Source organism: Oleispirillum naphthae, assembly GCA_027864655.1.
GTDB classification, from domain to species: Bacteria; Pseudomonadota; Alphaproteobacteria; order Rhodospirillales; family Rhodospirillaceae; genus Oleispirillum; species Oleispirillum naphthae.
In genome coordinates this window covers 138,434-161,432 of record JAQAZG010000008.1, presented here as the reverse complement: position 1 = coordinate 161,432, position 22,999 = coordinate 138,434, and the positions used below count along the sequence as shown (strand labels likewise).

18 protein-coding genes are annotated in these 22,999 nt (G+C 71.3%); 12 read left to right on the top strand and 6 right to left on the bottom strand.

The features are described 5' to 3' along the window. Positions 1 to 29: 29 nt before the first annotated feature. The gene (locus tag O7R11_RS10540) at positions 30 to 1,001 is read right to left on the bottom strand and encodes an AEC family transporter (RefSeq protein ID WP_337997478.1); all 972 of its coding nucleotides are present in this window, start codon (positions 999 to 1,001) and stop codon (positions 30 to 32) included. Positions 1,002 to 1,221: 220 nt separating this feature from the next. Here O7R11_RS10540 and ahcY point away from each other — a divergent pair, with 220 nt between their 5' ends. The 3 genes from ahcY (at position 1,222) to O7R11_RS10525 (ending at position 6,122) form a co-directional block, all read left to right on the top strand. Further along, positions 1,222 to 2,517 (top strand): adenosylhomocysteinase, encoded by a 1,296-nt coding sequence (ahcY, locus tag O7R11_RS10535; RefSeq protein WP_337997477.1) that lies wholly within the window; start codon positions 1,222 to 1,224, stop codon positions 2,515 to 2,517. A gap of 52 nt (positions 2,518 to 2,569) precedes the next feature. Then, complete coding sequence (locus O7R11_RS10530) at positions 2,570 to 4,912, top strand: PAS-domain containing protein (protein ID WP_337997476.1); 2,343 nt, start codon at positions 2,570 to 2,572, stop codon at positions 4,910 to 4,912. A 373-nt stretch (positions 4,913 to 5,285) separates the two neighbouring features. Further along, positions 5,286 to 6,122 carry a M23 family metallopeptidase gene (locus O7R11_RS10525; protein ID WP_337997475.1) on the top strand — a complete coding sequence of 279 codons (837 nt, stop codon included), beginning with the start codon at positions 5,286 to 5,288 and terminating at the stop codon, positions 6,120 to 6,122. Positions 6,123 to 6,124: 2 nt separating this feature from the next. Here the strand turns inward: O7R11_RS10525 and O7R11_RS10520 are convergent, their stop codons facing one another. The 3 genes from O7R11_RS10520 to O7R11_RS10510 all read right to left on the bottom strand — a co-directional run bounded on the left by O7R11_RS10520 (position 6,125) and on the right by O7R11_RS10510 (position 8,760). After that, entirely contained in the window at positions 6,125 to 6,601 is a 477-nt protein-coding gene (locus tag O7R11_RS10520; protein ID WP_337997474.1) for a hypothetical protein, read from the bottom strand. Positions 6,602 to 6,711: 110 nt separating this feature from the next. Next, positions 6,712 to 7,314 (bottom strand): class I SAM-dependent DNA methyltransferase, encoded by a 603-nt coding sequence (locus O7R11_RS10515; RefSeq protein ID WP_337997473.1) that lies wholly within the window; start codon positions 7,312 to 7,314, stop codon positions 6,712 to 6,714. Between the two features lie 429 nt (positions 7,315 to 7,743). Next, a complete protein-coding gene (locus tag O7R11_RS10510; protein ID WP_337997472.1) occupies positions 7,744 to 8,760 on the bottom strand; it encodes an NAD(P)/FAD-dependent oxidoreductase in 1,017 nt (338 codons plus the stop codon). 111 nt (positions 8,761 to 8,871) lie between these two features. Between O7R11_RS10510 and tsaE the strand changes: the two genes are divergently transcribed. From tsaE to O7R11_RS10475, 7 genes are all read left to right on the top strand, one after another. Then, the gene (gene tsaE, locus O7R11_RS10505; RefSeq protein ID WP_337997471.1) at positions 8,872 to 9,426 is read left to right on the top strand and encodes a tRNA (adenosine(37)-N6)-threonylcarbamoyltransferase complex ATPase subunit type 1 TsaE; all 555 of its coding nucleotides are present in this window, start codon (positions 8,872 to 8,874) and stop codon (positions 9,424 to 9,426) included. Next, the gene (locus O7R11_RS10500; RefSeq protein WP_337997470.1) at positions 9,419 to 10,438 is read left to right on the top strand and encodes an aminoglycoside phosphotransferase family protein; all 1,020 of its coding nucleotides are present in this window, start codon (positions 9,419 to 9,421) and stop codon (positions 10,436 to 10,438) included. The genes tsaE and O7R11_RS10500 overlap by 8 nt, the downstream gene beginning before the upstream one ends. Next, positions 10,414 to 11,184, top strand: a complete 771-nt coding sequence (locus tag O7R11_RS10495; RefSeq protein WP_337997469.1) for a nucleotidyltransferase family protein — start codon at positions 10,414 to 10,416, stop codon at positions 11,182 to 11,184. Before O7R11_RS10500 ends, O7R11_RS10495 begins: the two co-directional genes overlap by 25 nt. Positions 11,185 to 11,195: 11 nt before the next feature. Then, positions 11,196 to 14,147: a double-strand break repair protein AddB gene (gene addB, locus O7R11_RS10490; RefSeq protein ID WP_337997468.1), complete on the top strand. Its 2,952-nt coding sequence runs from the start codon at positions 11,196 to 11,198 to the stop codon at positions 14,145 to 14,147. Continuing rightward, positions 14,144 to 17,617, top strand: coding sequence for a double-strand break repair helicase AddA (addA, locus tag O7R11_RS10485; protein ID WP_337997467.1), 3,474 nt, complete (start codon positions 14,144 to 14,146; stop codon positions 17,615 to 17,617). The genes addB and addA overlap by 4 nt, the downstream gene beginning before the upstream one ends. A gap of 311 nt (positions 17,618 to 17,928) precedes the next feature. Continuing rightward, the gene (gene trxA / locus O7R11_RS10480) at positions 17,929 to 18,243 is read left to right on the top strand and encodes a thioredoxin (RefSeq protein ID WP_337997466.1); all 315 of its coding nucleotides are present in this window, start codon (positions 17,929 to 17,931) and stop codon (positions 18,241 to 18,243) included. An 81-nt stretch (positions 18,244 to 18,324) separates the two neighbouring features. Then, a complete protein-coding gene (locus O7R11_RS10475) occupies positions 18,325 to 19,818 on the top strand; it encodes a class I SAM-dependent methyltransferase (RefSeq protein WP_337997465.1) in 1,494 nt (497 codons plus the stop codon). Positions 19,819 to 19,830: 12 nt separating this feature from the next. Here the strand turns inward: O7R11_RS10475 and O7R11_RS10470 are convergent, their stop codons facing one another. Next, positions 19,831 to 20,322: an Lrp/AsnC family transcriptional regulator gene (locus O7R11_RS10470; protein WP_337997464.1), complete on the bottom strand. Its 492-nt coding sequence runs from the start codon at positions 20,320 to 20,322 to the stop codon at positions 19,831 to 19,833. Positions 20,323 to 20,597: 275 nt separating this feature from the next. Here O7R11_RS10470 and trxB point away from each other — a divergent pair, with 275 nt between their 5' ends. Both trxB and O7R11_RS10460 read left to right on the top strand, forming a co-directional pair. Beyond that, the gene (gene trxB / locus O7R11_RS10465) at positions 20,598 to 21,548 is read left to right on the top strand and encodes a thioredoxin-disulfide reductase (protein ID WP_337997463.1); all 951 of its coding nucleotides are present in this window, start codon (positions 20,598 to 20,600) and stop codon (positions 21,546 to 21,548) included. Between the two features lie 115 nt (positions 21,549 to 21,663). Further along, complete coding sequence (locus O7R11_RS10460) at positions 21,664 to 22,596, top strand: LysR family transcriptional regulator (protein ID WP_337997462.1); 933 nt, start codon at positions 21,664 to 21,666, stop codon at positions 22,594 to 22,596. Positions 22,597 to 22,864: 268 nt separating this feature from the next. Here O7R11_RS10460 and O7R11_RS10455 read toward each other — a convergent pair whose 3' ends face one another. Continuing rightward, entirely contained in the window at positions 22,865 to 22,993 is a 129-nt protein-coding gene (locus O7R11_RS10455) for a hypothetical protein (protein ID WP_337997461.1), read from the bottom strand. Between the last annotated feature and the right edge of the window lie 6 nt (positions 22,994 to 22,999).

Here is a 22,999-nt window from a genome sequence, read left to right as displayed (position 1 = left end):
GGACCGCGTCCCCCTGCAACGTTTTGGTTTTACGGCCCCGGAGACGTCACGCCGCCGAAGGCGTAGAGGATGAGCGGCAGGGTGACGGCGGAGGTGAGCGTGGTGACGAACACCGTCACCGCGGCGCGGCGCACGTAGACGCCGTAGCGCTGCGCCAGGATGAAGGCGTTCTTCGGCGAGGGCAGCGCGGCGACGAACACCAGCGCGGCGAGCGACTCCCCGGAAAGCCCGAAGACGAAGCGCCCGAGAACGAAGGCGAGCAGCGGGATCAGCACCAGCTTGATGACGCTCGCCGCCGCGATTTCGCGCACGTCCACGCCGCCCGCGTCCACGTCCTTTTCCGCCAGGGTGAGGCCGAGGGCGAACACCGCCACCGGGATGGCGCCGCGGCCCAGCAGGTTGCAGGCACGCTCCACCCAGCCGGGCAGCACCAGCCCGGAGGCAACCGCCGCCACGCCGAGGAAGGTGGCCATCATCAGCGGGTTCTTCGCCACCACCAGGAACACCTGGCCGATCTTCGCGGCGCGCGAGGCCGCAGGCGCGCCCGCGGCGCGGGCGAGGTCGATCTCCGTCCAGGTGAGCAGCACCGGGTAGACGAAGATCATGTGGATCACCGTGGCGAGGATCGCGGGCAGCGGCGAGCCGAAGGCGTAGAGGCAGATCGGAATGCCGAGGTAGCCCGCGTTGCCGTTGACCACGGTGAAGATGCCGAGCGCGAGCTTCGCCCCGGTTTCGCGGAAGACGAAGCGCGCCAGAGCGAAGAACGCCACGCCGCCGATGACGATGGCGGCGAAATAGGCCGCGAGGTAGTCCCAGTGCGCCACCTCGGCGGGCTGGCGCTTCGCCAGGGTGATGAAGATCAGGGGCGGCATGGCGACGAAGAAGACGAAGCGCGACAGCACGGTGGGACCGGCGGGGCCGAGCAGGCGCAGCCGCCCGCAGCCGTAGCCGAGAAGCGCAATGACGAAAATCGGCGCGAAAACGCCAATGACCTGCCCCATGACCCGGTCCCTATTGTGTTGCGGAGCGCTTGGTATAGAGCAGATCGCGAGGCGATGGAACCCTGCTTGCCGCCGATTGTGCACAACCCTGCCCCTCGCAGCGCGCCGATGCCGGACCCATATCAACCGCTCGAGATTTGCGGTTGTGACCCGCGGCCCCCGCCGCTATCATCCCGCCGCCCCGGATGGGGACGAACCGGGTTTCAAGAACGAGGACAAGATGACGGAATTCACCGACTACAAGGTTGCCGATATCGGGCTGGCCGACTGGGGACGCAGGGAAATCGTCCTTGCCGAGGCGGAGATGCCCGGCCTCATGGCGATTCGCGCCGAATACGGGCCGAAGCAGCCCCTGAAGGGCGCGCGCGTCGCCGGCTGCCTGCACATGACCATCCAGACCGCCGTCCTCATCGAGACCCTGGTGGCGCTCGGCGCGACGGTGCGCTGGAGTTCGTGCAACATCTTCTCCACCCAGGACCACGCCGCGGCGGCGATCGCCAAGGCGGGCGTTCCGGTGTTCGCCTGGAAGGGCGAGACCGAGGAAGAGGCCTGGTGGTGCATCGAACAGACCATCTTCGGCCCCGACGGCTGGCGCCCCAACATGATCCTCGACGACGGCGGCGACCTCACCCTGGTGATGCACGAAAAGCATCCGGAGTTGATGGCCGCGGTGAAGGGCATCTCGGAAGAGACCACCACCGGCGTGCACCGCCTCTATGAGATGGCGAAGAAGGGCACCCTTCTCGCGCCCGCGATCAACGTCAACGACAGCGTCACCAAGTCGAAGTTCGACAACAAGTACGGCTGCCGCGAATCCCTGGTGGACGGCATCCGCCGCGGCACCGACGTGATGATGGCGGGCAAGGTCGGCGTGGTCGCGGGCTTCGGCGACGTCGGCAAGGGCTCGGCGGATTCCCTGCGCCGCGCCGGTTGCCGCGTGCTGGTCACCGAAGTGGACCCGATCTGCGCCCTGCAGGCGGCGATGGAGGGCTTCGAAGTCACCACCATGGAGGATGCGGCCACCCGCGGCGACATCTTCGTCACCGCCACCGGCAACATCGACGTCATCACCATCGACCACATGCGCAAGATGAAGGCCGGGGCCATCGTCTGCAACATCGGCCACTTCGACAGCGAGATCCAGATCGCCGCGCTGCGCAATCTCAAGTGGCACCCGGTGAAGCCGCAGGTGGACGAGGTGGAGTTCCCCGGCGGCAAGCGCATCATCGTTCTGGCGGAGGGCCGCCTGGTCAACCTCGGCTGCGCCACCGGCCACCCGAGCTTCGTGATGAGCGCCTCGTTCTCCAACCAGGTGCTGGCGCAGATCGAGCTGTGGAACAATGCCGCGGCCTACGAAAAGAAGGTCTACGTGCTGCCGAAGACCCTGGACGAGAAGGTCGCCGCCCTGCACCTCGCCAAGCTCGGGGTGAAGCTCGACCGGATGAGCGAAGAGCAGGCCGCCTATATCGGCGTGTCGGTTGACGGCCCCTTCAAGCCGGAGGAATATCGTTACTGACCGACCGGGCGGCTGAGCCGCCCGGCAAAAAGACACCGTGGGGGAGCGAAGGATGACGTTTCCGGCGTTGACCGAACGCCTTCCCGAACTCAGCGCGGCGGCGGCCGGTTTTCTGGCTGCCGCCGTTCTGTTTACCGCGGGCGGCATGCGCCGCGCCGCCGCCGTCCGCCGCCGCGCCAAGGCCCGCGCCGTGGAAGCGGCCCGCCTCTCCGGCATTCTGGCGCAGGCCAAGGACGGCGCACTGGTTCTGGTGCACGAGGCGGAGGTCGCCGACCCGGCGGAATGCACCGTGGCGTGCAGCCGCCGCCTCGCCGTGCTCTTGGCCCTGCCGCAGGGGGAACGCGCCGCCTTCTTCGACGTGATGTCCGCCCTCGCCCCGGCGGATGCCGAGGCGCTCGCCGCGCCGATCGCCGCGCTGTTGCAGACCGGCGACACCTTCGACCGCACCGTCGCCGCCCCCGGCAGCGGCCGCACGCTGCGCCTCACCGGCGTGCGCGCCGACGAAACCCCGGGCACGCGCATCACCTCGGTGATCTGGTTCTCCGACGTCACCCGCGAAACCGCGGCACAGGAGGAGGCGCAGCGCGACATCCACACCCTGCGCCGCGACCGCAGCCGCTACCGCGCCGCGCTGGACGCCCTGCCGCTGCCGATCTGGCTGCGCAACGAGGACCTCGACATCACCTTCTGCAACACCGCGTTCGCCCGCGCCGTCGGCGCGGCGGACCCGATCTCCGCCCGCCGCGAGGGCGCGGAACTGCTGCGCGGTGCGGCGGGGCGCGAGGGCCGCGACCTCGCCGCCCGCGCCCAGGCCGCGGGCGACAGCCGCCAGGAGCGCGAGGTGCTGGCCCTCGGCGGCACCCTGCGCCACCTCGACGTGCGCGAAACCCCCTTGATGCCCCACGGCGCAAGCGCCGTCACCGCGGCGGAGGCCAAGGTGCTGGGCGGCACCGTCGGCATCGCGCTCGATACCACCGAGCAGCAGGACAGCCGCGCCGAACTCGCCCGCCACGACGAGGCCCACGCCCTGGTGCTGGAGCGCCTGGGCACCGCCATCGCGGTGTTCGACGGCGGCCAGCGGCTGCGCTTCTACAACACCGCCTTCGTCCGCCTCTGGCAGCTCGACGACGCCTGGCTCGACAGCGAGCCGGACTACGGCACCGTGCTCGAAGTGCTGCGCGACCGCCGCCAGTTGCCCGAGGTCGCCGACTTCCCCGCCTACAAGGCCGCGGAGATCGCCGCCTTCACCGACCTGCTGGAGCCGGTGGAGGCGCTGATGCACCTGCCCGGCGGCACCACGCTGCGCCGCGTCGTCGCGCCGCACCCCCTCGGCGGCCTGCTGCTGACCTACGAGGACGTCACCGACACCCTGGCGCTGGAACGCTCCTACAACACCCTCATCGACGTGCAGGCGGAAACCTTGAACCACCTGCGCGAGGCGGTGGCGGTGTTCGACGCGGGCGGCACCCTGCGCCTCTCCAACGCCGCCTTCGCCGCGCTGTGGGAACTGCCGGAAATCCGCCCCCTGCCCGGCGGCGCGGAGGCATCCGACGCCGCGCTGCGCTTCACCGAGGTGGTGGACCTGCAGGCCCGCCTGATCGCCGAGGCCGCCGAACGCCGCGACTTCACCGCCCGCATGGCGCGCCTCTTCCACGACCGCGACGCCGCCGAGGGCGCGCTCTCCCACACCGGCCGCGGCGCCGTGCGCTGGCGCTCCGCGCCGCTCGCCGACGGCGGCGCGGTGCTCAGCTACGACGCCGCCGCCGATATCCCCGCCGACGGCTGCGGCAGCCTCGCCCCGGTGCTCGCGGGCGGCGTGCGCTCCATCGCCGGGTGGAGCGAGGTGCTCGCCTACGCCCATTACGGCGCGCTCAACCCGCGCCAGCAGGCCTACATCGATTCCATCCGCGACGCCGCGGCGGCGATGGAACGCCTCCTCGTCGCCACCGACGAACTCCGGGGCGGCGGCGACCCCGAACCGCCGGAAACCCTCGACGTCCACGCCGCGCTCTCGGATGTGCTCGCCGCCGCGCGCGAACGCGCGGGCCGCCGCGAGGTGGACCTCCACTTCGACTGCCAGCCCGCCATCGGCGCGGAACGCCTGTCGCTCGACGCCTTCGAACGCCTGCTCGGCATGGCGCTGGACATGGCGCTCACCGGATGCTCGCCGGGCGACGCCATCTCGCTCGCCGCACAGCGCGAACCCGGCGGCGGCCTCACCCTCACCATCGCCGATACCGGCACCGGATGGGACGTCTCCCCCGGCGGCGACCGCGCCGCCGAGGCCCGCTTCGCCGCCATCCGCAGCTACGCCGCGCTACAGGGCTGGCGCTTCTCCTTCGTCACCGTGCCGAACGAAGGCACCGCCGTGACCCTGCGCCGGGAGCGGGCGTAAAAACCAGGCCGGGCTGCAGTTCGGAAAATGCTTCAGGCATTTTCCTCATCCTCGGCTTCGCCTCGGACCGTTGCCTTCGGCAACGTCCCTACGAACGCCTTCGGCGTTCTCCGTGCCCGGACCCGCAAGGGGATCGTAGCCGTTCGCCGGAGGCGACAGAAACGCCCAGTGGGCGTTTCTGAGGCGGAGATGGTCCCTTGACCCCATAACCTAAGTTTTTTCGCCGCGGTGCGGCAGACACCCGTCACGTTGCGTGACGGTCTTATCGCGCTACGCGCAACAACAAAGAAATACCGATATTCGTTATCACTTCTCGACACATGATAACGAATATAGTAATATAGCCTCCTCATATCCAAGCGAGGAGGAAAATATGCATCTGTCCCGGCGGGTGGGCACCGATATCGCGGTTTCGGAGGCCGACACCACAGCCATCAAAACCGCGCTTCACCGCATGGGCCTCTACGAGGTGCCGCGCTACGGCATGACGCCGTATCCCGACGAGGCGATGTTCGACGGGGTGAAGAAACTCCAGAACAGCCTCGGGGTGGAGGCCTCCGGCAGCATCCGCCCCGGCGGAGCGGAGGAGCAGGCGCTCTCCGCCGCTCTCGACGGCACCGGCGGCGATACGGGAAACGGCGGCACGGTGCATGTGCGCGCCCACACCCGCGACGGAGACGTCCACGTCTCCGCCTACGACCGCTCCGCCCCCGGCGGCGGCGGACACAAGGCGCATGAGCCGGACCGGCCCAAAAGCCCGATTCCCAACCCGAAGTACCGGAATGACAAGAAAGGCAATCCTTTTTTTGGTGCCCATCGCAAGAATCCGGATGGCTCCATTCGCGAACACAAGGGCGTGGACATCGCGGCGGAGCCGGGCGCGCCGGTCACCAGTCCGAGCTGGGGAGATATCGAAGTCCGCCCTACCTACGGGCGGAACCATCCTCTGGCCGGGCAGTACACCAACATCTGGGTGCATGGCGACGATGGCCGCTCCTATGGCCTCTATTACGTCACGCCCAGGGATGCCGACGGCAATCCGCTGGTGGAGACCGGCGACCGGGTGGCGCCGGGAGATCCGATCGGCTCGGTGCAGGACCGCGCGACGAAAGACCCCGGCATGCAGAACCATATCCACTTCGAGATCGAGGAAAACGGCCGAAAGATCGACCCCAAGCCGACCATCGATGGATGGATGGGGCAGGACTGAAGTTAGTCGTCGAGCCCCCACATCGCCCAATCGACAATCCGCCATTCCCCGTTTACGGATCGGGCGATGTAATCGTATTTGCAACCATCCGGGCATGCATGCTGAGGGGGAGGAGGAAATTCGAGAAAGACCATTTCAGCGTCTCCCGGTTTCAGGAAAGGGCTGTCTCGGAAGTCCGGAGGAATATCTTCGGGCTTGAGGATGCGTACGGAGAGGATGCGATAGCGCAGATCGTAGGGAGGCAGTTGGAACTCGGTTCTCTCCACCCCGACACGTCGGCAGAGGCTTTTATCCTGGCGGGAGTCGCACGCGAGGAAGGTCTCCGCCGCGCAGAGCGGTGTCTTGGGGGCGCCGATGCAGGAGGAAGTGGCCCCGTCGGCGGTGATGGTGCGGATATCTGAGGGGAAAGTCTCCCCCGCCCGCGCGACGCTGCCGCACAGCGCGATCAGAACCGCCGCAACCGTTCCCCACATCCGCATCGCGTCTCTCCCTTCCTCCGGGCAGCATAGGCGATTCCACAAAAGGGAACAAGACGGGAACATATGGGGGATGGAAAAGACGCCCGGCGGGCGCCTTTTCGCCGCGCGGCTCAGTTCACGCGGAAGATGTCGTAGATGATCGCCTTGTCGTCGCCGAAGTCCGGATGGTCGGGAATGTAGGGTTGCGGCTTGGAGTGGTAGACCGCGCTCCACAGGCCGTCGTCGGCGATCGCCTTCAAGGCGTTTTCGAAGGCGTCGTCGTAGAGATCGACGCGATGGGTGAACGAGACCACCCCGCCGGGGCGCACCACGCGCTGGAATTCGCGCATCAGGCCGGGCACGTTCTTCACGTAGGTCAGGGTGCCGATGCACTGCGCCGCCGCGAAGTGGTCGTCGGGAAAGTCCAACCGCTCGTTCAGGTTCAGGCGCTTCAAGTCGCTGTAGCACCCTTTCTCCCGCGCCTTCTCCAGAGAGACCGTCGAATAATCGACGCCGGTCACCGTGGTGAAGCCGCGTTCCTTGAGGTGCAGGCCGGTCAGGCCGGTGCCGCAGCCCGCGTCGAGCACCGGCTGCGCGCCGTCGATTCCCAGCTTGTGCAGGGCCTCGGCCGCCAGTTGCGGCGCGTCGTAGCCCATGCCCAGAAGCTCTTCTTCGTAGGTTGCGGACCAACGGTCGTAATACGCCTCCAATTGATCCAGACTCGCATGCGTCATATCGCTAAGATCGGACGAGCCTGCCGGAGGGGACATACCTGTATTTCTGGCAGATTGAACGTCTGTCATGGTTGCCTCTCTAGGGTTGTCATCGAATTTTGCGCTCTCACGCGAAGCGATTATTAACACGTATTGACGATATATTCAAATCGACCCCCGGATTTCCCCGGAAATCTCGCGATTGTATTTACGAAAATTAAACGAAAACAGCCGCCTCTGCGGCAATCGTACGGCCTTCCCGGCGCGCCGCGCGGCCCGGCGGAAAAAAGAAAACCTTGCGGAGGGTCTTGGCCCCTCCGCGCCTCCCATAACTTCTTGTTTTTGCGCGCAGCGCCATAAGCCCGCAGGGGGTGATGGCCGCTTTGCGGCGAAAAGGCATGGGGGGCGCGGGGGGACCGAGTCCCCCCGCAAGGTTTTCGCCTTCCCGCCTCAGGCGATCGGCACGCCCTGGGTGGTGGAGTAGGCGAAGTGGACCACCTCGTCGGGGCGGATGACGGCGCGGGCGGAGTTGGCCGCGGCGGCGGCCTCGGCGAAGCCGATGAGGATGAGCTTGAGCTTGCCGGGGTAGGCGGCGATGTCGCCCGCGGCGAAGATGCCGGGCACCGAGGTGGCGGCGGTGGCGGGGTCGATGGCGATGGCCGCGCCGTCCATGTCCAGGCCCCATGCGGCGATCGGGCCGAGGTTGGCGGCGAGGCCGAAGAACGGCAGCAGCACGTCGGCGGCGATGTCGCGGGTGTTGCCCTCGAGGTCGGCGACGGTGACGGTTTCGAGCTGGCCGTCCGCGCCGCCGATGGATTTGAGCTGGTAGGGCACCACCAGGTCGATCACGCCGTCCTCGGCGAGGCGGGCGAGTTTCGCCTCGCTGTCCGGCGCGGCGCGGAACTTCGGGCGGCGGTGGATGACCGAGACCTTGGCCGCGATGTCGGCCAGCGACAGCGCCCAGTCCACCGCCGAATCGCCGCCGCCCGCGATCACCACGCGCTTGCCGCGCAGGTCCTCGCGGCGGCGCACCATGTAGAACACGCTGACCCCCTCGAACGCGGCGAGGCCCTTCAGAGGCGGGCGGTTGGGGCCGAAGGCCCCGGCTCCGGCGGCGACGATCACCGCGCCCGCGTCGATCTCCACCCCGGCGGAGGTGGTGACGCGCCAGCGCCCGGTGGCCGCGTCGCGGACCAGGCCCTCGACCTTCTGGTTGAGGTGGTAGGCGGGCTTGAACGGCGCGGCCTGCTGCGCCAGGCGGTCCACCAGTTCCTGCCCGCTGATCGCCGGGTGGGCCGGGATGTCGTAGATGGGTTTTTCCGGGTAGAGCGCGGCGCACTGGCCGCCGACGGCTTCCAGCGCATCGACGACGTGGCAGGCGAGTTTCGCCATGCCGCATTCGAACACGGCGAACAGGCCGACCGGCCCGGCGCCGATCACCACCACATCGGTGACATGCTGAGGCATCCGCTTCCTCCCAGATAGGTTCCGGCGCGCACTGTGCGACGAATGCGGCGCGTTGGCAACCCGTTCGGGCCGCGATTGCTCTCCTCGGTGCGGACGGGTAAAAAGGAGGGCATGACCACGGAACATGCCGCATCCCCGCCCTGCCCGCACGCCCCCGGCCCCGACGACCGGGAGTGGGGCCTCGCCGTATCCACGGCGGAGGAGACGGCATCGCTGGCCGCGCGCGTCGGCGCGGTTTCCGATGCGGGAGACGTGATCGCCCTGTGGGGCGACCTCGGCGCGGGCAAGACCACCTTCTGCCGCGCCCTGGTGCACGACCGGGCGGGAGACGGCGAGGAGGTTCCCAGCCCCACCTTCACCCTGGTGCAGATCTACGAACCGCCGGAGAGCGCGCCGGTGTGGCACTTCGACCTCTACCGCCTGAACGGGCCGGAGGACATCTGGGAGCTTGGGTTCGACGACGCGCTGGAGGATGCGGTCTCGCTGATCGAGTGGCCGGAGCGCCTGGGGCGGCAGTTGCCGCTCAGGCGTCTCGACGTGGAGCTCTGTTTCGCCCCCGACCTCGGGCCGACGGCGCGGCGGCTGCGGCTGATCGGCCGCGGGCCGGACTGGGCGCGCCGCGTCGATCGCCTGGAAACCGAGCACGGAGCCGCCGACGGTGACTGACGCGCGGGCGAGTGCACGGGCGGAATTTCTGGCGCGCTGCGGCTGGGGCGGCGCCGCGGTGGCGCCCTTGGCCGCCGACGCCTCGTTCCGCAGCTACCACCGGGTGCGGCATGAGAACCGCCGGTCGGTGCTGATGGACGCGCCGCCGCCGCTGGAGGACGTGCGCCCCTTCCGCGCCATCGACCGGCGGCTGATCGCGCTCGGCCTTTCCGCGCCCGCCATCCTCGCCGAGGACGCGGGGGAGGGTTTCCTGCTGCTCGAGGACTTCGGCGACGGCACCTTCACCCGCCTGCTGCGCGAGGGCGCGGACGAGACCGCGCTCTACGACCTCGCCGTGGACACGCTGATCGCGCTGCACCGCGCGCCGGGGGCGGCGGACGATCCGCCGGAGATGCCGCTGCCGGTCTACGACGCGACGCGCTATCTGGCGGAGGCGGCGCTGTTGCCCGAGTGGTTCCTCCCCGCCGCCGGGGTGGCGCTGCCCGCGGGCGGGCGCGCGGCCTGGGATGCGGCGTGGCGGGAGGCCCTGGCGGCATTGGAAGGCCAGCCGCAGACCCTGGTGCTGCGCGACTTCCACGTGGACAACCTGATGCGCCTGGCGGGGCGGCGGGGCGTCGCCGCGTGCGGCCTCCTGGACTTCCAGGATGCGGTGCGCGGCCCCGCGCTCTACGACCTGATGTCGCTGCTGGAAGACGCGCGGCGCGACATGCCGCCCGCCCTGGCGGCGCGCGGCAAGGTGCGCTACCGCGCCGCCTTTCCGCAGCTTGCGGGGTTCGACGCCGCCTGGGCGGTGCTCGCGGCGCAGCGCCACGCCAAGGTGATCGGCATCTTCGCGCGGCTGGCCGTGCGCGACGGCAAGCCGGGCTACCTGCCGCACATTCCGCGCGTCTGGCGCCTGTTCGAGGCGGCGCTGGCGCACCCCGCCCTCGCCGCGGTGGCGGCGTGGACCGCCGATTTCGTCCCCGAGGCTCCCCGCAGGAGGCCGCCGTGCCCAGCCCGAACTTGCGCCTGACCGACCCGCCGGAGACCGCCTGCCCGCGGCCGCGCTGCGCCATGGTGCTGACCGCCGGGCTCGGCACCCGCATGCGGCCGCTCACCCGCCACACGCCGAAGCCGCTGATCCCGGTGCTCGGGCTGCCGCTGCTCGACCGCCTGCTCGACCGCCTGGCCGAATGGGGCGTCGCCGAGGCGGTGCTCAACCTCCACCACCTCGCCCCGGTGCTGCGCGACCACGTACACGGCCGCACCCGGCCGCACATTGTGTTTTCCGACGAGAGCGACGCGCTGCTGGAGACCGGCGGCGGAGTGCGGCGCGCGCTGCCCTTCCTCGGCGGCGGCCCGTTCTTCGTGCTCAACGGCGACGTGCTGTGGGGCGACGGGCCGCAGTCCGCGCTCACCCGCCTGTGGGCGGCATTCGACCCGGCGAAGTTCGACTTCGTGCTGCTGCTGCAACCCTCGGCCAAGGCCACCGGCTACGAAGGGGCCGGGGACTTCTCGATCGATGCCGCCGGGCTGCCGGTGCGGCGCGACGCGGCGCACGTCGCGCCCTACGTCTACGCCGGGGTGCTGATCGCCCATCCCGCCGCCTTCGCCGGTTCGCCTGCCGGGCGGTTCTCCCTCAACCTGCTGTTCGACCGTGCGCTCGAACGCGGCCGCCTCGGCGCGGTGGTGCACGACGGTTCGTGGTATCATCTCGGCACGCCGCAGGCGGTGCTGGACACCGAGCGCCTGCTGACGCGGGGCAACGACTACATCTGAGGCTTCCCGCCATGCCCGGGGTCTACACCATTGCGCCGCAACAGCCCTTCGCCGAGGTTCTGGCGGCGGGAATCCTCGCGCGCCACGGCGGCAGCCCGCTGGAGCTCGCCCGCGTCACCGTGCTGCTGCCGACGCGGCGCGCCTGCCGCGCCCTGCGCGAGGCGTTCCTCCGCATCGGCGGCGGGCGGCCCACCCTGCTGCCCGCGATGCGCCCCCTCGGCGAGGTGGAGGAGGACGCGCTCGCCTTCGTCGAGGAGGACGCGGCGGCGCTCGGACTGCCGCCCGCGATCTCGCCCTTGGCGCGGCGCTGCATGCTGGCGCGCATCCTTTCCGCCGCGGCGGACCCGGCCACCGGCGAGCCGCCCGCCGCCGAGCAGGCGCTCGACCTCGCCGAGGCGCTGGCCGCGCTCCTCGACCAGGTGCAGGCGGAGGAGCTTTGCTTCGACCGGCTGGAACGGCTGGGGCTCGACCTGCCCGCCCACTGGCAACATGTCGCCGCGGTGCTGCGCACCGTCACCCATCTCTGGCCGCCGGTCCTCGCCGAAGCGGGGCGGCTCGACCCGATGGCGCGCCGCGTCGCCCTGATGCACCGCCAGGCGGAGGCATGGGCGGCGTGCCCGCCCGCCGACCCGGTGATCGCGGCGGGCTCCACCGGCAGCTTCCCCGCCACGGCGCGGCTGATGCGGGTGGTCGCCGCGCTGCCGCAGGGGGCGGTGGTGCTGCCCGGGCTGGACCGGGAGATGGACGAGACCTCGTGGAGGGCGATGGAAGAGTCCCACCCGCAGGCGGGACTGCGCCACCTGCTGACGGTGCTGGAAACGCCGCGCGATGCGGTGGCCGACTGGCGGCCCGCGCCGCCGGCCACGCCGCGCGCCGCGCTGATCCGCGAGATGTTCCGTCCCGCCGCCACCGCCGAGGCGTGGACCGCGCTTTCCCTGCCGCCCGAGGCCACGGCGGGCATCCACCGCATCGACGCGGCGGGCCCGCGCGAGGAGGCCGCGGCGATCGCGCTGATCCTGCGCGAGGCGCTGGAAACCCCGGCCCGCACCGCCGCCCTGGTGACGCCGGACCGCGCGCTCGCCCAGCGGGTCGCGGCGCAGATGCGGCGCTGGGGGGTGGAGATCGACGATTCCGCGGGCGTGCCGCTGGGGCAGAGCCGCGCCGGGCGCTTCCTCCGCCTCGTCGCGCGGGCGGCGCGGGAGGGGTTCTCGCCGATCGCGCTGCTGGCGCTGCTGCGCCACCCGCTGTGCGCGCTCGCCCGCGGCGTCAACGCGGGGGCGGTGGCGGATTTCGACCGCTTCCTCGCGCGCGGGGCGAGGCCCGCCCCCGGCTGGGCCGACTACCGCCGCCGCATCGACGCGCTGGAAACCGACCCTCACCTTTCCGGCCCGCGCCTCCTCGGCCTCAACTGGCTGGTCGAGACCCTGGCCGCGGCGACGCGGGACTTCGCCGCCGCGCTGGCGGCGGAGACGGCGGACCTGCCCGCCCTGCTGCGCGCCCACGTGGCCTGCGCCGAGGCGCTGGCCGGAGACGTGGAGACCGAGGGTTGGGAGGCTCTGTGGCGCGGCGACGACGGCGAGGCGGCGCAGGCGGCGCTGGCCGAGGCGATCGCCGAGACCGGCAGCCTCGGGCCGGTGGACCCGGCGGACTACGCCGTGCTGTTCGACGCGCTGATCGCGGCCATCGCGGTGCGGCCGCGCCATGGCGAGGCGCGGCGGGTCGCCATTCTCGGCCCGATGGAAGCGCGCATGCAGCCCGCCGACGTGATGGTCCTCGGCGGCATGAACGAGGGCGCCTGGCCGCGCGGCCCCGCCCCCGACCCGTGGATGAGCCGGGGGATGCGCGCCGCCTTCGGCCTGCCGCCGCCGGAGCGGCGCATCGGGCTTTCCGCCCACGACGTGATGATGGCCGCGGGCGCGCCCACCATCGTCTTCACCCGCGCCGCGAAGCAGGACGGCGCGCCCGCCGAACCCTCGCGCTGGCTGCGCCGCCTCGATGCGGTGCTCGCCGCCGCCGGGACGGCGCTGCCGCAGGGGCCGTGGCTCGCCTGGGCGCGCGCGCTGGAGGCCGCGCCCGCGGTGGTGCAGCCGCCCGCGCCGCCCGCGCCGAAGCCGCCGGTGGAAGCGCGTCCGCGCAGGCTCTCCGCCACCAACGTGGAAATGCTGATGCGCGACGCCTACGGCGTCTACGCGAAATACGTGCTCGGCCTGCGGGCGCTGGACGACCGCGAGCAGGAGGTCTCCCCCGCCGACCTCGGCAACCTGATGCACGGCATCCTGGAAAACTTCACCGCCGCGGGCGGCGACACCACGCAGCCGGACGCCAGGGCGCAGTTGCAGGCGCTGGCCGATGCCGCGCTCGCCATGCGCGACGTCCCGGCGGAGCTTGCGCCGTTCTGGCGGGCGCGCATCGGCCGGGCGCTCGACTGGTTCGTTTCCACCGATGCGGCGCGGCGGCCCGGCCTCGACGTCACCCTGGCGGAGCGCTGGGGGGAGTGGACCTTCCCTGCCAAGTCCGGCCTGCCGTTCACCCTGTTCGCCAAGGCCGACCGGCTGGACGTGGGGCGCGACGGCGGCGTCACGGTGATCGACTACAAGACCGGCACGCCGCCCACCGCCCGCGCGGTGGCCGCGGGCTATGCGCCGCAGCTGCCGCTGGAGGGCGCGATCGTGCGCCACCGGGGGGTCGGGGGGCTTTCCGCCGACCGCGTATCCGGGCTCGAATACTGGCGGGTCAACGGCGCGGGCGCGGGCGGCACCCTCACCCCGCTCAAGGACGCGGACAGTCTGATCGACGCGGCGGAGGAAGGCCTGCGCGCCCTGATCGACCGCTACGACCGCCCGGAGACCCCCTACGTGCCGCGCGCGGCGGAGGGTTTCGCCCCCGGCTATTCCGACTATCTGGTGCTGGAGCGCCTGGCCGAGTGGGCCGCCTCCGGCAGCGACGGGGGGGATGCGCCATGACCGTAACCTCCGCCCTCGCCCAGGCCGCGGAACGCACCCAGCGCCGCGCCGCCGACCCCGCCGCCTCGGTCTGGGTGGGGGCGAGCGCGGGCACCGGCAAGACCAAGGTGCTCACCGACCGGGTGCTGCGCCTGCTGCTCTCCGGCACGCCGCCGGGGCGCATTCTCTGCCTCACCTTCACCAAGGCGGCGGCGGCGGAAATGGCCGACCGCCTGGCCGCCAACCTGGCCGCCTGGGCGGCGATGCCGGAAGAACGGCTCGCCGGGAAGCTTTCCGCCCTGCTCGGCCGCGCGCCGGAGGCGGCGGAACGCACCGCGGCGCGGCGGCTGTTCGCCGCGGTTCTGGACGCGCCCGAGGCGCTGCGCATCGAAACCCTGCACGGCTTCGCCCAGGGGCTGTTGCGCCGCTTCCCGGTGGAGGCCGGGGTCTCCCCCACCTTCGAGGTGATGGACGAGCGCACCTCGCTGGAAATGCTGCGGCGCGCCCGCGAACGGGTGTTCCGCGAGGCCGCGCCGGGCACCCCCCTCGCCGAAGCCGTGGCCGCGATCACCTCCACGGTGTCCGATTCCGAGTTCCCCAAGCTGATCGCCGCGATCACCGGCGCGCGGGTGCGCATCGGCCGCGCGCTCGCCGCCTGGGGCGGCGCGGCGGCGATGGCCGCGGGACTGATGCGGCACTACGGCCTCGCCCCCGGCGACACTGCGGAAAGCCTGCGCGCCGCCGCCTGCCGCGACGCGGCCTGCGACCTCGCCGGGCTGCGCCGCCTTTGCGCCGCGCTGGAAACCCGGGGCACCGCCACCGACAAGAGGCAGGCGGCGAAAATGGCCCCCTGGCTCGCCGCGGGCGCGGCGGAGCGCCCGGCGCTGTGGACGGACTATGTGGAGGCCTTCCTCACCCAGGCGGGCGAACCGCGCAGCACCAAAACCTTTCCCGGCAAGGCGGTGCGGGAGTCCGACCCCGCCCTGGCGGAGGTCGTGGCGGCGGAGCAGGACCGCCTGCTCGCGGCGGAGGATTCCCTCCGCGCCGCGCACGCCGCGGCGATGACCGCGCACCTCGTCGCCCTCGCCGATGCCGCGTTTTCCGCCTATGCGCGGGAGAAGCGCCGCGGCGGCATGCTCGACTACGACGACCTGATCGAGAAGGCGCGCGCCCTCCTCGCCTCGGAAGAGGCGCGGCCCTGGGTGCTCTACAAGCTCGACGGCGGCCTCGACCACGTGCTGGTGGACGAGGCGCAGGACACCTCGCCCGACCAGTGGGCGGTGGTCGGCGCGCTCACCGCCGAGTTCTTCGCGGGGGAAGGCGCGCGCTTTGATACCCGGCGCACCCTCTTCGCCGTCGGCGACATCAAGCAGTCGATCTACCGCTTCCAGGGGGCGGAGCCGCGGATGTTCGCCGCGGAGCGCGCCCGCGTTTCCGCCGCGGCGGCGGAGGCGGGGCTGCGCTTCGACGCGGTGCCGCTCGACATCTCCTTCCGCTCCGTGCCCGCGGTGCTGGATGCGGTGGACGCCGTCTTCGCCACGCCCGAGGCGGCGGCGGGGGTGCTGGACCCCGACCGCGCCATCGCCGAACAGCGCCACGTCGCGGCGCGCGAGGCCGAACCCGGCCTGGTGGAACTGTGGCCGCGCCTGCCGGTTCCCGAAACGCCGCAGGAGACGCCGTGGAGCCCGCCGGTGGAACGCCTCTCCGTGCCCTCGGCGGCGGCGCGCTGCGCCGCCCTGGTGGCGCAGCGCATCGCCCGCATGGTCGGCGCGGACGGCGCGGAGCCGGAGGTTCTGGCGGCGAAGGGCCGCGCCATCCGCCCCGGCGACATCATGGTGCTGGTGCGCAAGCGCGACGCCTTCCAGACCGACCTCATCCGTGCCTTGAAACAGCGGGGCGTGGCGGTGGCGGGCGCCGACCGCCTCGACCTCGCCGACCACATGGCGGTGCAGGACTGCCTGGCGCTCGCCGAGGCGGCGCTCTTCCCCGGCGACGACCTCACCCTGGCCTGCGCGCTCAAGGGGCCGTTCCTCGGCTGGAGCGAGGAGGACCTGTTCGCCGCCGCGCACGGGCGGCCGCCGGGGCTCGCCCTGTGGACGGCGCTGCGCGCCCTGCCGCAGGCGCGGCAGGCGGTGGAAAAGATCGAAGCCTGGGGCGCGGCGGCGCGGTCGCTCCGCCCGTTCGCCTTCTTCGCCCGCCTGCTGGAGGCCGAGGGCGGGCGCGCCGCGCTGCGCCGCCGCCTGGGGGCGGAGGTGGACGACCCGCTGGACGAGATTCTCGACCTCGCCCAGGGTTACGAACGCGGCCATGCGGGCACGGTGCAGGGCTTCCTCGCCTGGTTCGCCGCGGGCTCGGTGGAAATCAAGCGCGACATGGACCAGGGCGGCGGCGGCGCGGTGCGCATCCTCACCGTGCATGGGGCCAAGGGCCTGCAGGCTCCCGTGGTCTTCCTGCCGCAGACCGGCGGCGGCAGGCCCACTGCGCCCGCCTTCGAATGGGCGAAGAACCAGGCCGGGCGGCCCCTGCTGCTGTGGAAGCCGCCCTACGCCAAGGCCCCGGAGGCGCTGGCCGACGCGCGCGCGGCGCGCGAGGCGGAGGACGAACGCGAGTCCCGCCGCCTGCTCTACGTGGCGATGACCCGCGCCGAGGACCGGCTCTATGTGTGCGGCTGGGAGATGCGCTCCGCCCCCGCCGCGCCCTCCTGGCACGACCTGGCGCGCGCCGGGATGCAGCGCCTCGGCGCGGCGGAGGAGGAAGACCCCGCGCTTGCCGCCGCCTTCGGCGGCCCCGCCGCGGTGCTGCGCTGGCGCGGCCTCGCCCCCGCCGCCGCCCTGCCCCGCGCCGCGGAGACCGCCGCCCCCGCCGCCGCCGCCGCGCTGCCCGCGTGGATCGACGCCGCGCCGCCGCCGGAACCGCACCCCGGCCGGCCGCTGATGCCGTCGCGCCCCGATGCGGAGGATCCGCCCGCCGCCTCGCCGCTCGCCGCAGCGGAGGGCGGCCGCTTCCGCCGCGGCACCCTGATGCACCGGCTGCTGCAATGCCTGCCCGACCTGCCGGGGACGGAGCGCGCGGAAGCGGCGCGGCGCTTCCTCGCCGCCGCCGCCGCCGGCTGGCCGGAAGAGGCACGCGAGACCTGCGCCGCCGAGGTGCTGGCGGTGCTCGCCCTGCCGCAGGCGCAGGCGCTGTTCGGACCGGACTCGCGCGCCGAAGCGCCGGTCTGCGGACGCATCGAAACCCCCGCAGGACCGCGCCTGATCTCCGGCCAGATCGACCGCCTGGCGGTCACCGCGACCGAGGTGCTGATCGCCGACTACAAGACCAACCGCAACCCGCCCGCAACCCCGGAAGACGTGCCGGAAGCCTACCGCCGCCAACTCGCCGCCTATGCCGCGGCGCTCGCCGCGATGTTCCCCACGCACCGGGTGCGCACCTTCCTGCTGTGGACCGACGGCCCGGCGCTGATGGAAGTGCCGGTCGATGGCGGCGCGTAAAACCAAACCGTTGCGAGGGGACTCGGTCCCCTCGCGCACCCCCTGACTTTTTTCGCCGCGTAGCGGCAGGCGACACCTCCCATTGCCGCCGCACGGTCTTATGGCGTTACGCGCAAAAACCAAAAGTTATGGGAGGCGCGGAGGGTCTGGACCCTCCGCAAAGTTTTTGTTTTCCGATCCTCACGATCCGGCGTTTCCAGGCAGGGGGTGGTAATCACCGGCGGGAACCCCTATAGATTAATCGAGGCGGTCCGGTGGGTCCGCCGTCCCCGCAAGCCGGGTTTGCCCGGCGCATGAAAGAGGTTTTTTAGATGCGGCAAGTCACGGACGCGACTTTCGAGACCGATGTGGAGAAGGGCTCGGGCTTCATTCTGGTGGATTTCTGGGCGGAGTGGTGCGGCCCCTGCCGCCAGATCGGCCCGGTTCTGGAAGAGCTGGACGCCGAGCTCGGCGACAAGATCACCATCACCAAGATCAACATCGACGAGAACCCCACCACCCCGACCCGCCTGGGGGTGCGCGGCATTCCCACCCTGATGCTGTTCAAGGACGGCCAGGTGGTCTCCACCAAGATCGGCGCGCTGCCGAAGTCCCAGCTCCAGAAATGGCTGGAATCCAACATCTGATTGCCTGATTGCGCGCGCGCCTCCGGCACTGCCGGGCGCGCCGCGCCCGGCGGGGGCCGGACGATGGGGAACATGCCGCCGATGCGGGAACCGGACAGCGACGACTTTCCACCCGCGGGGGCCTGCGCCGCGCACGCGCCGGTGCGCCTCAACGCGGTGGCGGTGACCAACGGCTTCCTGCCGCGCCCGCTGGGCGCCGATTTCGCCTGGGCGGATTTCTCCTGCGGCAACGGCGAGAATGCGGCGGTGATCGCCGCGGCCTATCCGCAGGCACGCTGCTTCGCCGCGGGCGGCCCCGGCAGCCGCGGCAGGGCGCTCGCCGAGGCGGCGGGGCTCGCCAACCTCGAATGGCTGTCCGGCGCGGTGGCGGAGATCGCCGAGGCGGCGCTGCTTCCCCTCGATTTCGCGGTGTTCGACGGCGGCCTCGCCGGGCTCGCCACGGCGGAGCGGGAGAGCACGCTCGCCCGCATCGCCCGCGCGGTCAAGCCGGGCGGCATTCTGCTGCTCGGCTATCACGCGCTGCCCGGCTTCGCCGCGATGATGCCGTTGCGCGACGTGCTCAACTCCGTCACCGCGCGGCGCAGCGGGTCGCCCACGGCACGCCTGCGCGCCGCGCTCGACTGGCTGGCGCAGGCGGACCGCGCGGAGGAGGGTTTCTTCGCCGACCACGCGGCGCTGCGGCGGCGCGTCCGCGCCTATGCGGAGATCGCCGAGGAGACTGCCGCGGCGGAACTCTTCTCCCCCACCCTCACCCCCTTTCACTTCGCCCAGGTCAACGCCTCGATGGCGGCGGAGGGCTTCACCTTCGCGGGCAACGCGGCGATGCGCCTCAACATGCTCGACCTCGCGCTGCCTGCCGCGGTGCGCCCTCTGGTGAAGCGCGCGCGCTCGCGCATCGAGTTCGAAACCCTGCGCGATGCGCTTTCCGGCCCCGCCTACCGCCGCGACGTTTATGTGCGCGGCGCGCCGGTGGACGGCGAGGCGGCCTTCTGGGCGCAGCACGACGCCCTTCTCGTCGGACTTGCCGTCGGCGACGGTGACGGCGGCGACGGGTGCGGCGTCGATGCCGAAGCCTTCCCCTTCCCGCTGTTGCGCGAGGCTCTGGCCGCCGGGCCGTGCCGGGTGGGCGGCATTCCCGGCCTCATCCCCGAGATCGCGCGCGACGCCGTGCGCGTCGGCCTGGCCGCCGGGATGCTCATCCCCTTCGCCCGCGCCGAGGCGGAACCCGCCGCGCCGCAGGGCGACGCGTTGCGCGTGCCGCTTGCGCTCAACCGCGCGTTGCTCTCCGATGCGTTCGCCCATCCCGCCCCGACGCCCCTGGTTTCGCCGGTGGCCGGGTGCGCGCTGCCGGTGACGGCGGAGACCGCGCTGGCGCTCGCCGCCATCGCCGAAACCGGCTGCGGCTTCGCCGAAGCCGAGGCGGCGGTCATCGCCCGCCTGCTCGCCGCCGCCAACGGCCGCGGCGGCAGCGCCGCGGGGCGCGCCGCCATCGCCGCCCTGGCGCGGAAGGGGCTTTCCGGACTCACGCCGCAGCGCCTCGCCGCGTGGGCGCGGCTCGGCATCGTTTCCGGCTGAGAAAACCGCGGGTTATTCGCGCTCGGGCGCAATGGTGGAGATCGGCACCCCCGGCTCCTGCTTCGCCGAGCGGATGGCGAGCGCCGTGGTGACGTGCCCGACGTTGGGCGCGGCGGTGAGCCGGGTGGTGAGGAACTTCTGGTAGTCCTCCCAGTCGCGGGCGACCACCTTCAGCAGAAAGTCGGTCTCGCCCGCCAGCATGTAGCACTCCCGCACCTCCGGCCAGGCCGCGGCGCGGTCCTCGAAGGCCTTGAGGTCGCCCTCCGCATGGGAGTTGAGCGCCACCTGCGCGAACACCGTGACGTTGTAGCCGAGAGCCCCCGGGTCGATCGCCGCATGGTAGCCGCGGATGATGCCCGCGTCTTCCAATGCGCGCACCCGGCGCAGGCACGGCGGCGCAGAAATCCCGGCGCGGCGCGCCAGATCGACGTTGGTGATGCGGCCGTCGGCCTGCAAATCCGCCAGAATCTGGCGATCCACCCGATCGAGTTTGACCCGTTGCATGGACGATGCATCCCCCTCGTGCGCCCGGACCGGCGGCCGGGCTGGAATTTGAAATTTTATTACTCTCAATCTGTATCCGGCACAACGGAAATGCAATGCCGGGCCTGAACCGCCCCGATCTATCCGGTTTTTTTCCATCGGACAATCGGCCATCCTGGGCCTTTCCGCGGCGGTGCGGCGCGGCGGTTCGCGTTGCGCCAACCTTGAATGTTTCCTATTTTCTATAGCGAATCCTCATAGACCCGAAACGCCCCCTCCCACCCCTGAGAGACATCATGACCACGTATTCCACCAAGGTTCTGATCATCGGCTCCGGCGCCGCCGGGCTGACTGCGGCGATCTACGCCGCGCGCGCCAACCTGAAGCCCCTTCTGGTCGCCGGGTTGCAGCCGGGCGGGCAGCTCACCCTGACCACCGACGTCGATAACTTCCCCGGCTTCCCCGAAGGCGTGCAGGGGCCGGAGCTGATGGAGCAGATGCAGGCGCAGGCCGAGCGCGTCGGCGCCGAGGTGATCTACGACATCATCACCGAGGCCGACCTCGGCAAGCGGCCGTTCCGCTGCGTCGGGGACTCGGGCGACGTCTACGAAGGCGAAACCCTGATCGTCGCCACCGGCGCCACGGCGCGCTGGCTCGGCATTCCGAGCGAGACCGAATACCGCGGTTTCGGCGTGTCCGCCTGCGCCACCTGCGACGCCTTCTTCTTCCGCGGCAAGGACGTGGCGATCATCGGCGGCGGCAACACCGCGGTGGAGGAGGCGATCTTCCTCACCAACCACGCCAAGTCGGTGACCCTGGTGCACCGCCGCGACGCCCTGCGCGCCGAGCGGGTGATGCAGGAGCACCTGTTCGCCAACCCGAAGATCAAAGTGGTGTGGGATTCGGTGCCGGAGGAGATTCTCGGCGACGGCGAGCCCAAGGCGGTGAACGGCCTGCGCGTCAAGAACGTCAAGACCGGCGCGCTCACCGACATTCCGGCCGAAGGCGTGTTCGTCGCCATCGGCCACACCCCGAACACCCAGCTGTTCAAGGGCGTGCTCGACACCGACGCGGAGGGCTATCTGGTCACCAAGCCGGACTCCACGGCGACCAACGTGCCCGGCGTCTTCGCCGCGGGCGACGTGCAGGACCGCATCTTCCGCCAGGCGGTCACCGCCGCGGGCACCGGCTGCATGGCGGCGATCGAGGCCGACCACTTCCTGGTCGCGCACGGCGCCGAAATCTGAGCGGAAAAATCATCCACAAGCCCGCCACGGCAGGGGGAAACCCTTGCCGTGGCTTGGTTTTTCGGCTTAAGGTTGGCTCGGGGACGGATCTCTTCGCTCAGCGACGGGGGATTGCATGATTTCGCGCCAGGGCACCACCATGGACTGGGACAAGCTGCGCATCTTCCATGCGGTGGCGGAGGCCGGCAGCTTCACCCGCGCCGGGGAGATCCTCAACCTCAGCCAGTCGGCGGTGAGCCGCCAGGTCGGCGCGCTGGAAGAAAGCCTGCGCATTCCGCTGTTCCACCGCCATGCCCGCGGCCTCCTGCTCACCGAGCAGGGCGAGGACCTCTACCGCACCGTCCACGACGTGTTCGCCAAGCTCGCCATGGCCGAGGCCCGCCTCACCGAAAGCAAGCTGCGCCCCGAGGGCCCCTTCAAGATCACCACCACGGTCGCCTTCGGCGCGATGTGGCTGGCCCCGCGCATCGGCGAGTTCATCGAAACCTATCCGGAAATCCAGGTCTCGCTGGTCCTCGACGACGCGGAGCTCGACCTTGCGATGCGCGCCGCCGATGTCGGCATCCGCTTCAAGGCGCCGCACCAGCCGGACCTCATCCAGCGCAACCTCTTCACCATGCACTACCACCTCTACGCCGCGCCCGCCTACCTCGAGGCGCACGGCACGCCCAAGGCGGCGAGCAGCCTCGACGAGCACCGCGTCATCGTCTACGGCGAGGACACCCGCCCGCCGGTGGACAACATGAACTGGCTGCTCACCTACCAGACCGGGCGCAGCGGCGGCCGCCGCCCCGTCCTCAAGGTCAACAACGTCCACGGCATCCTCCAGGCGGTGCGCAGCGGCCTGGGCATCGGCGCGCTGCCGGACTACCTCTCCCCCGAGCTTGCGGGCCTGGTGCGGGTGCTGCCGGAGATGGACGGCCCGTCCTTCGACGCCTGGTTCGTCTATCCGCAGGAGATGCGCCACTCCAAGCGCGTCGCGGTGTTCCGCGACTTCCTGCTGAAGAAGATCGCCACGGACTATGCCCCGCCTGTCACAAAGCCATAACCTGAGCGGGTGACAGCCGTCACACCCATGCGATCGGCGCATACCTCGATTTCGAAAATCAAGATGGTTAGGGCAGTGGCTTTGACCTAAAACATGCCCCGCAAGGCCGGGACCCCCTCGGCCTTCCGCGTTCGGGTCCGGCGGCAACCCGATACCCCAATGCCGCCCGGGCCGTTTTTTGACGGTCCGACGTCTCCTTGACGTGAAGCCTCCCTGTTCAAACTTTTGCCCCCTGGCTCGCCAGGGGGCTTTTTCTTTCTTTGGCCGCTCAGCGCCCGGTGAACGCGGGCTTGCGCTTCGCCGCGAAGGCGGCCACGCCCTCCAACCCGTCGGCGGCGCGCGAAAGCTCGGCGATCTGCCGCGCCTCCGCTCCACACCCTCGGCAAGGCCGGAGCATGACGGC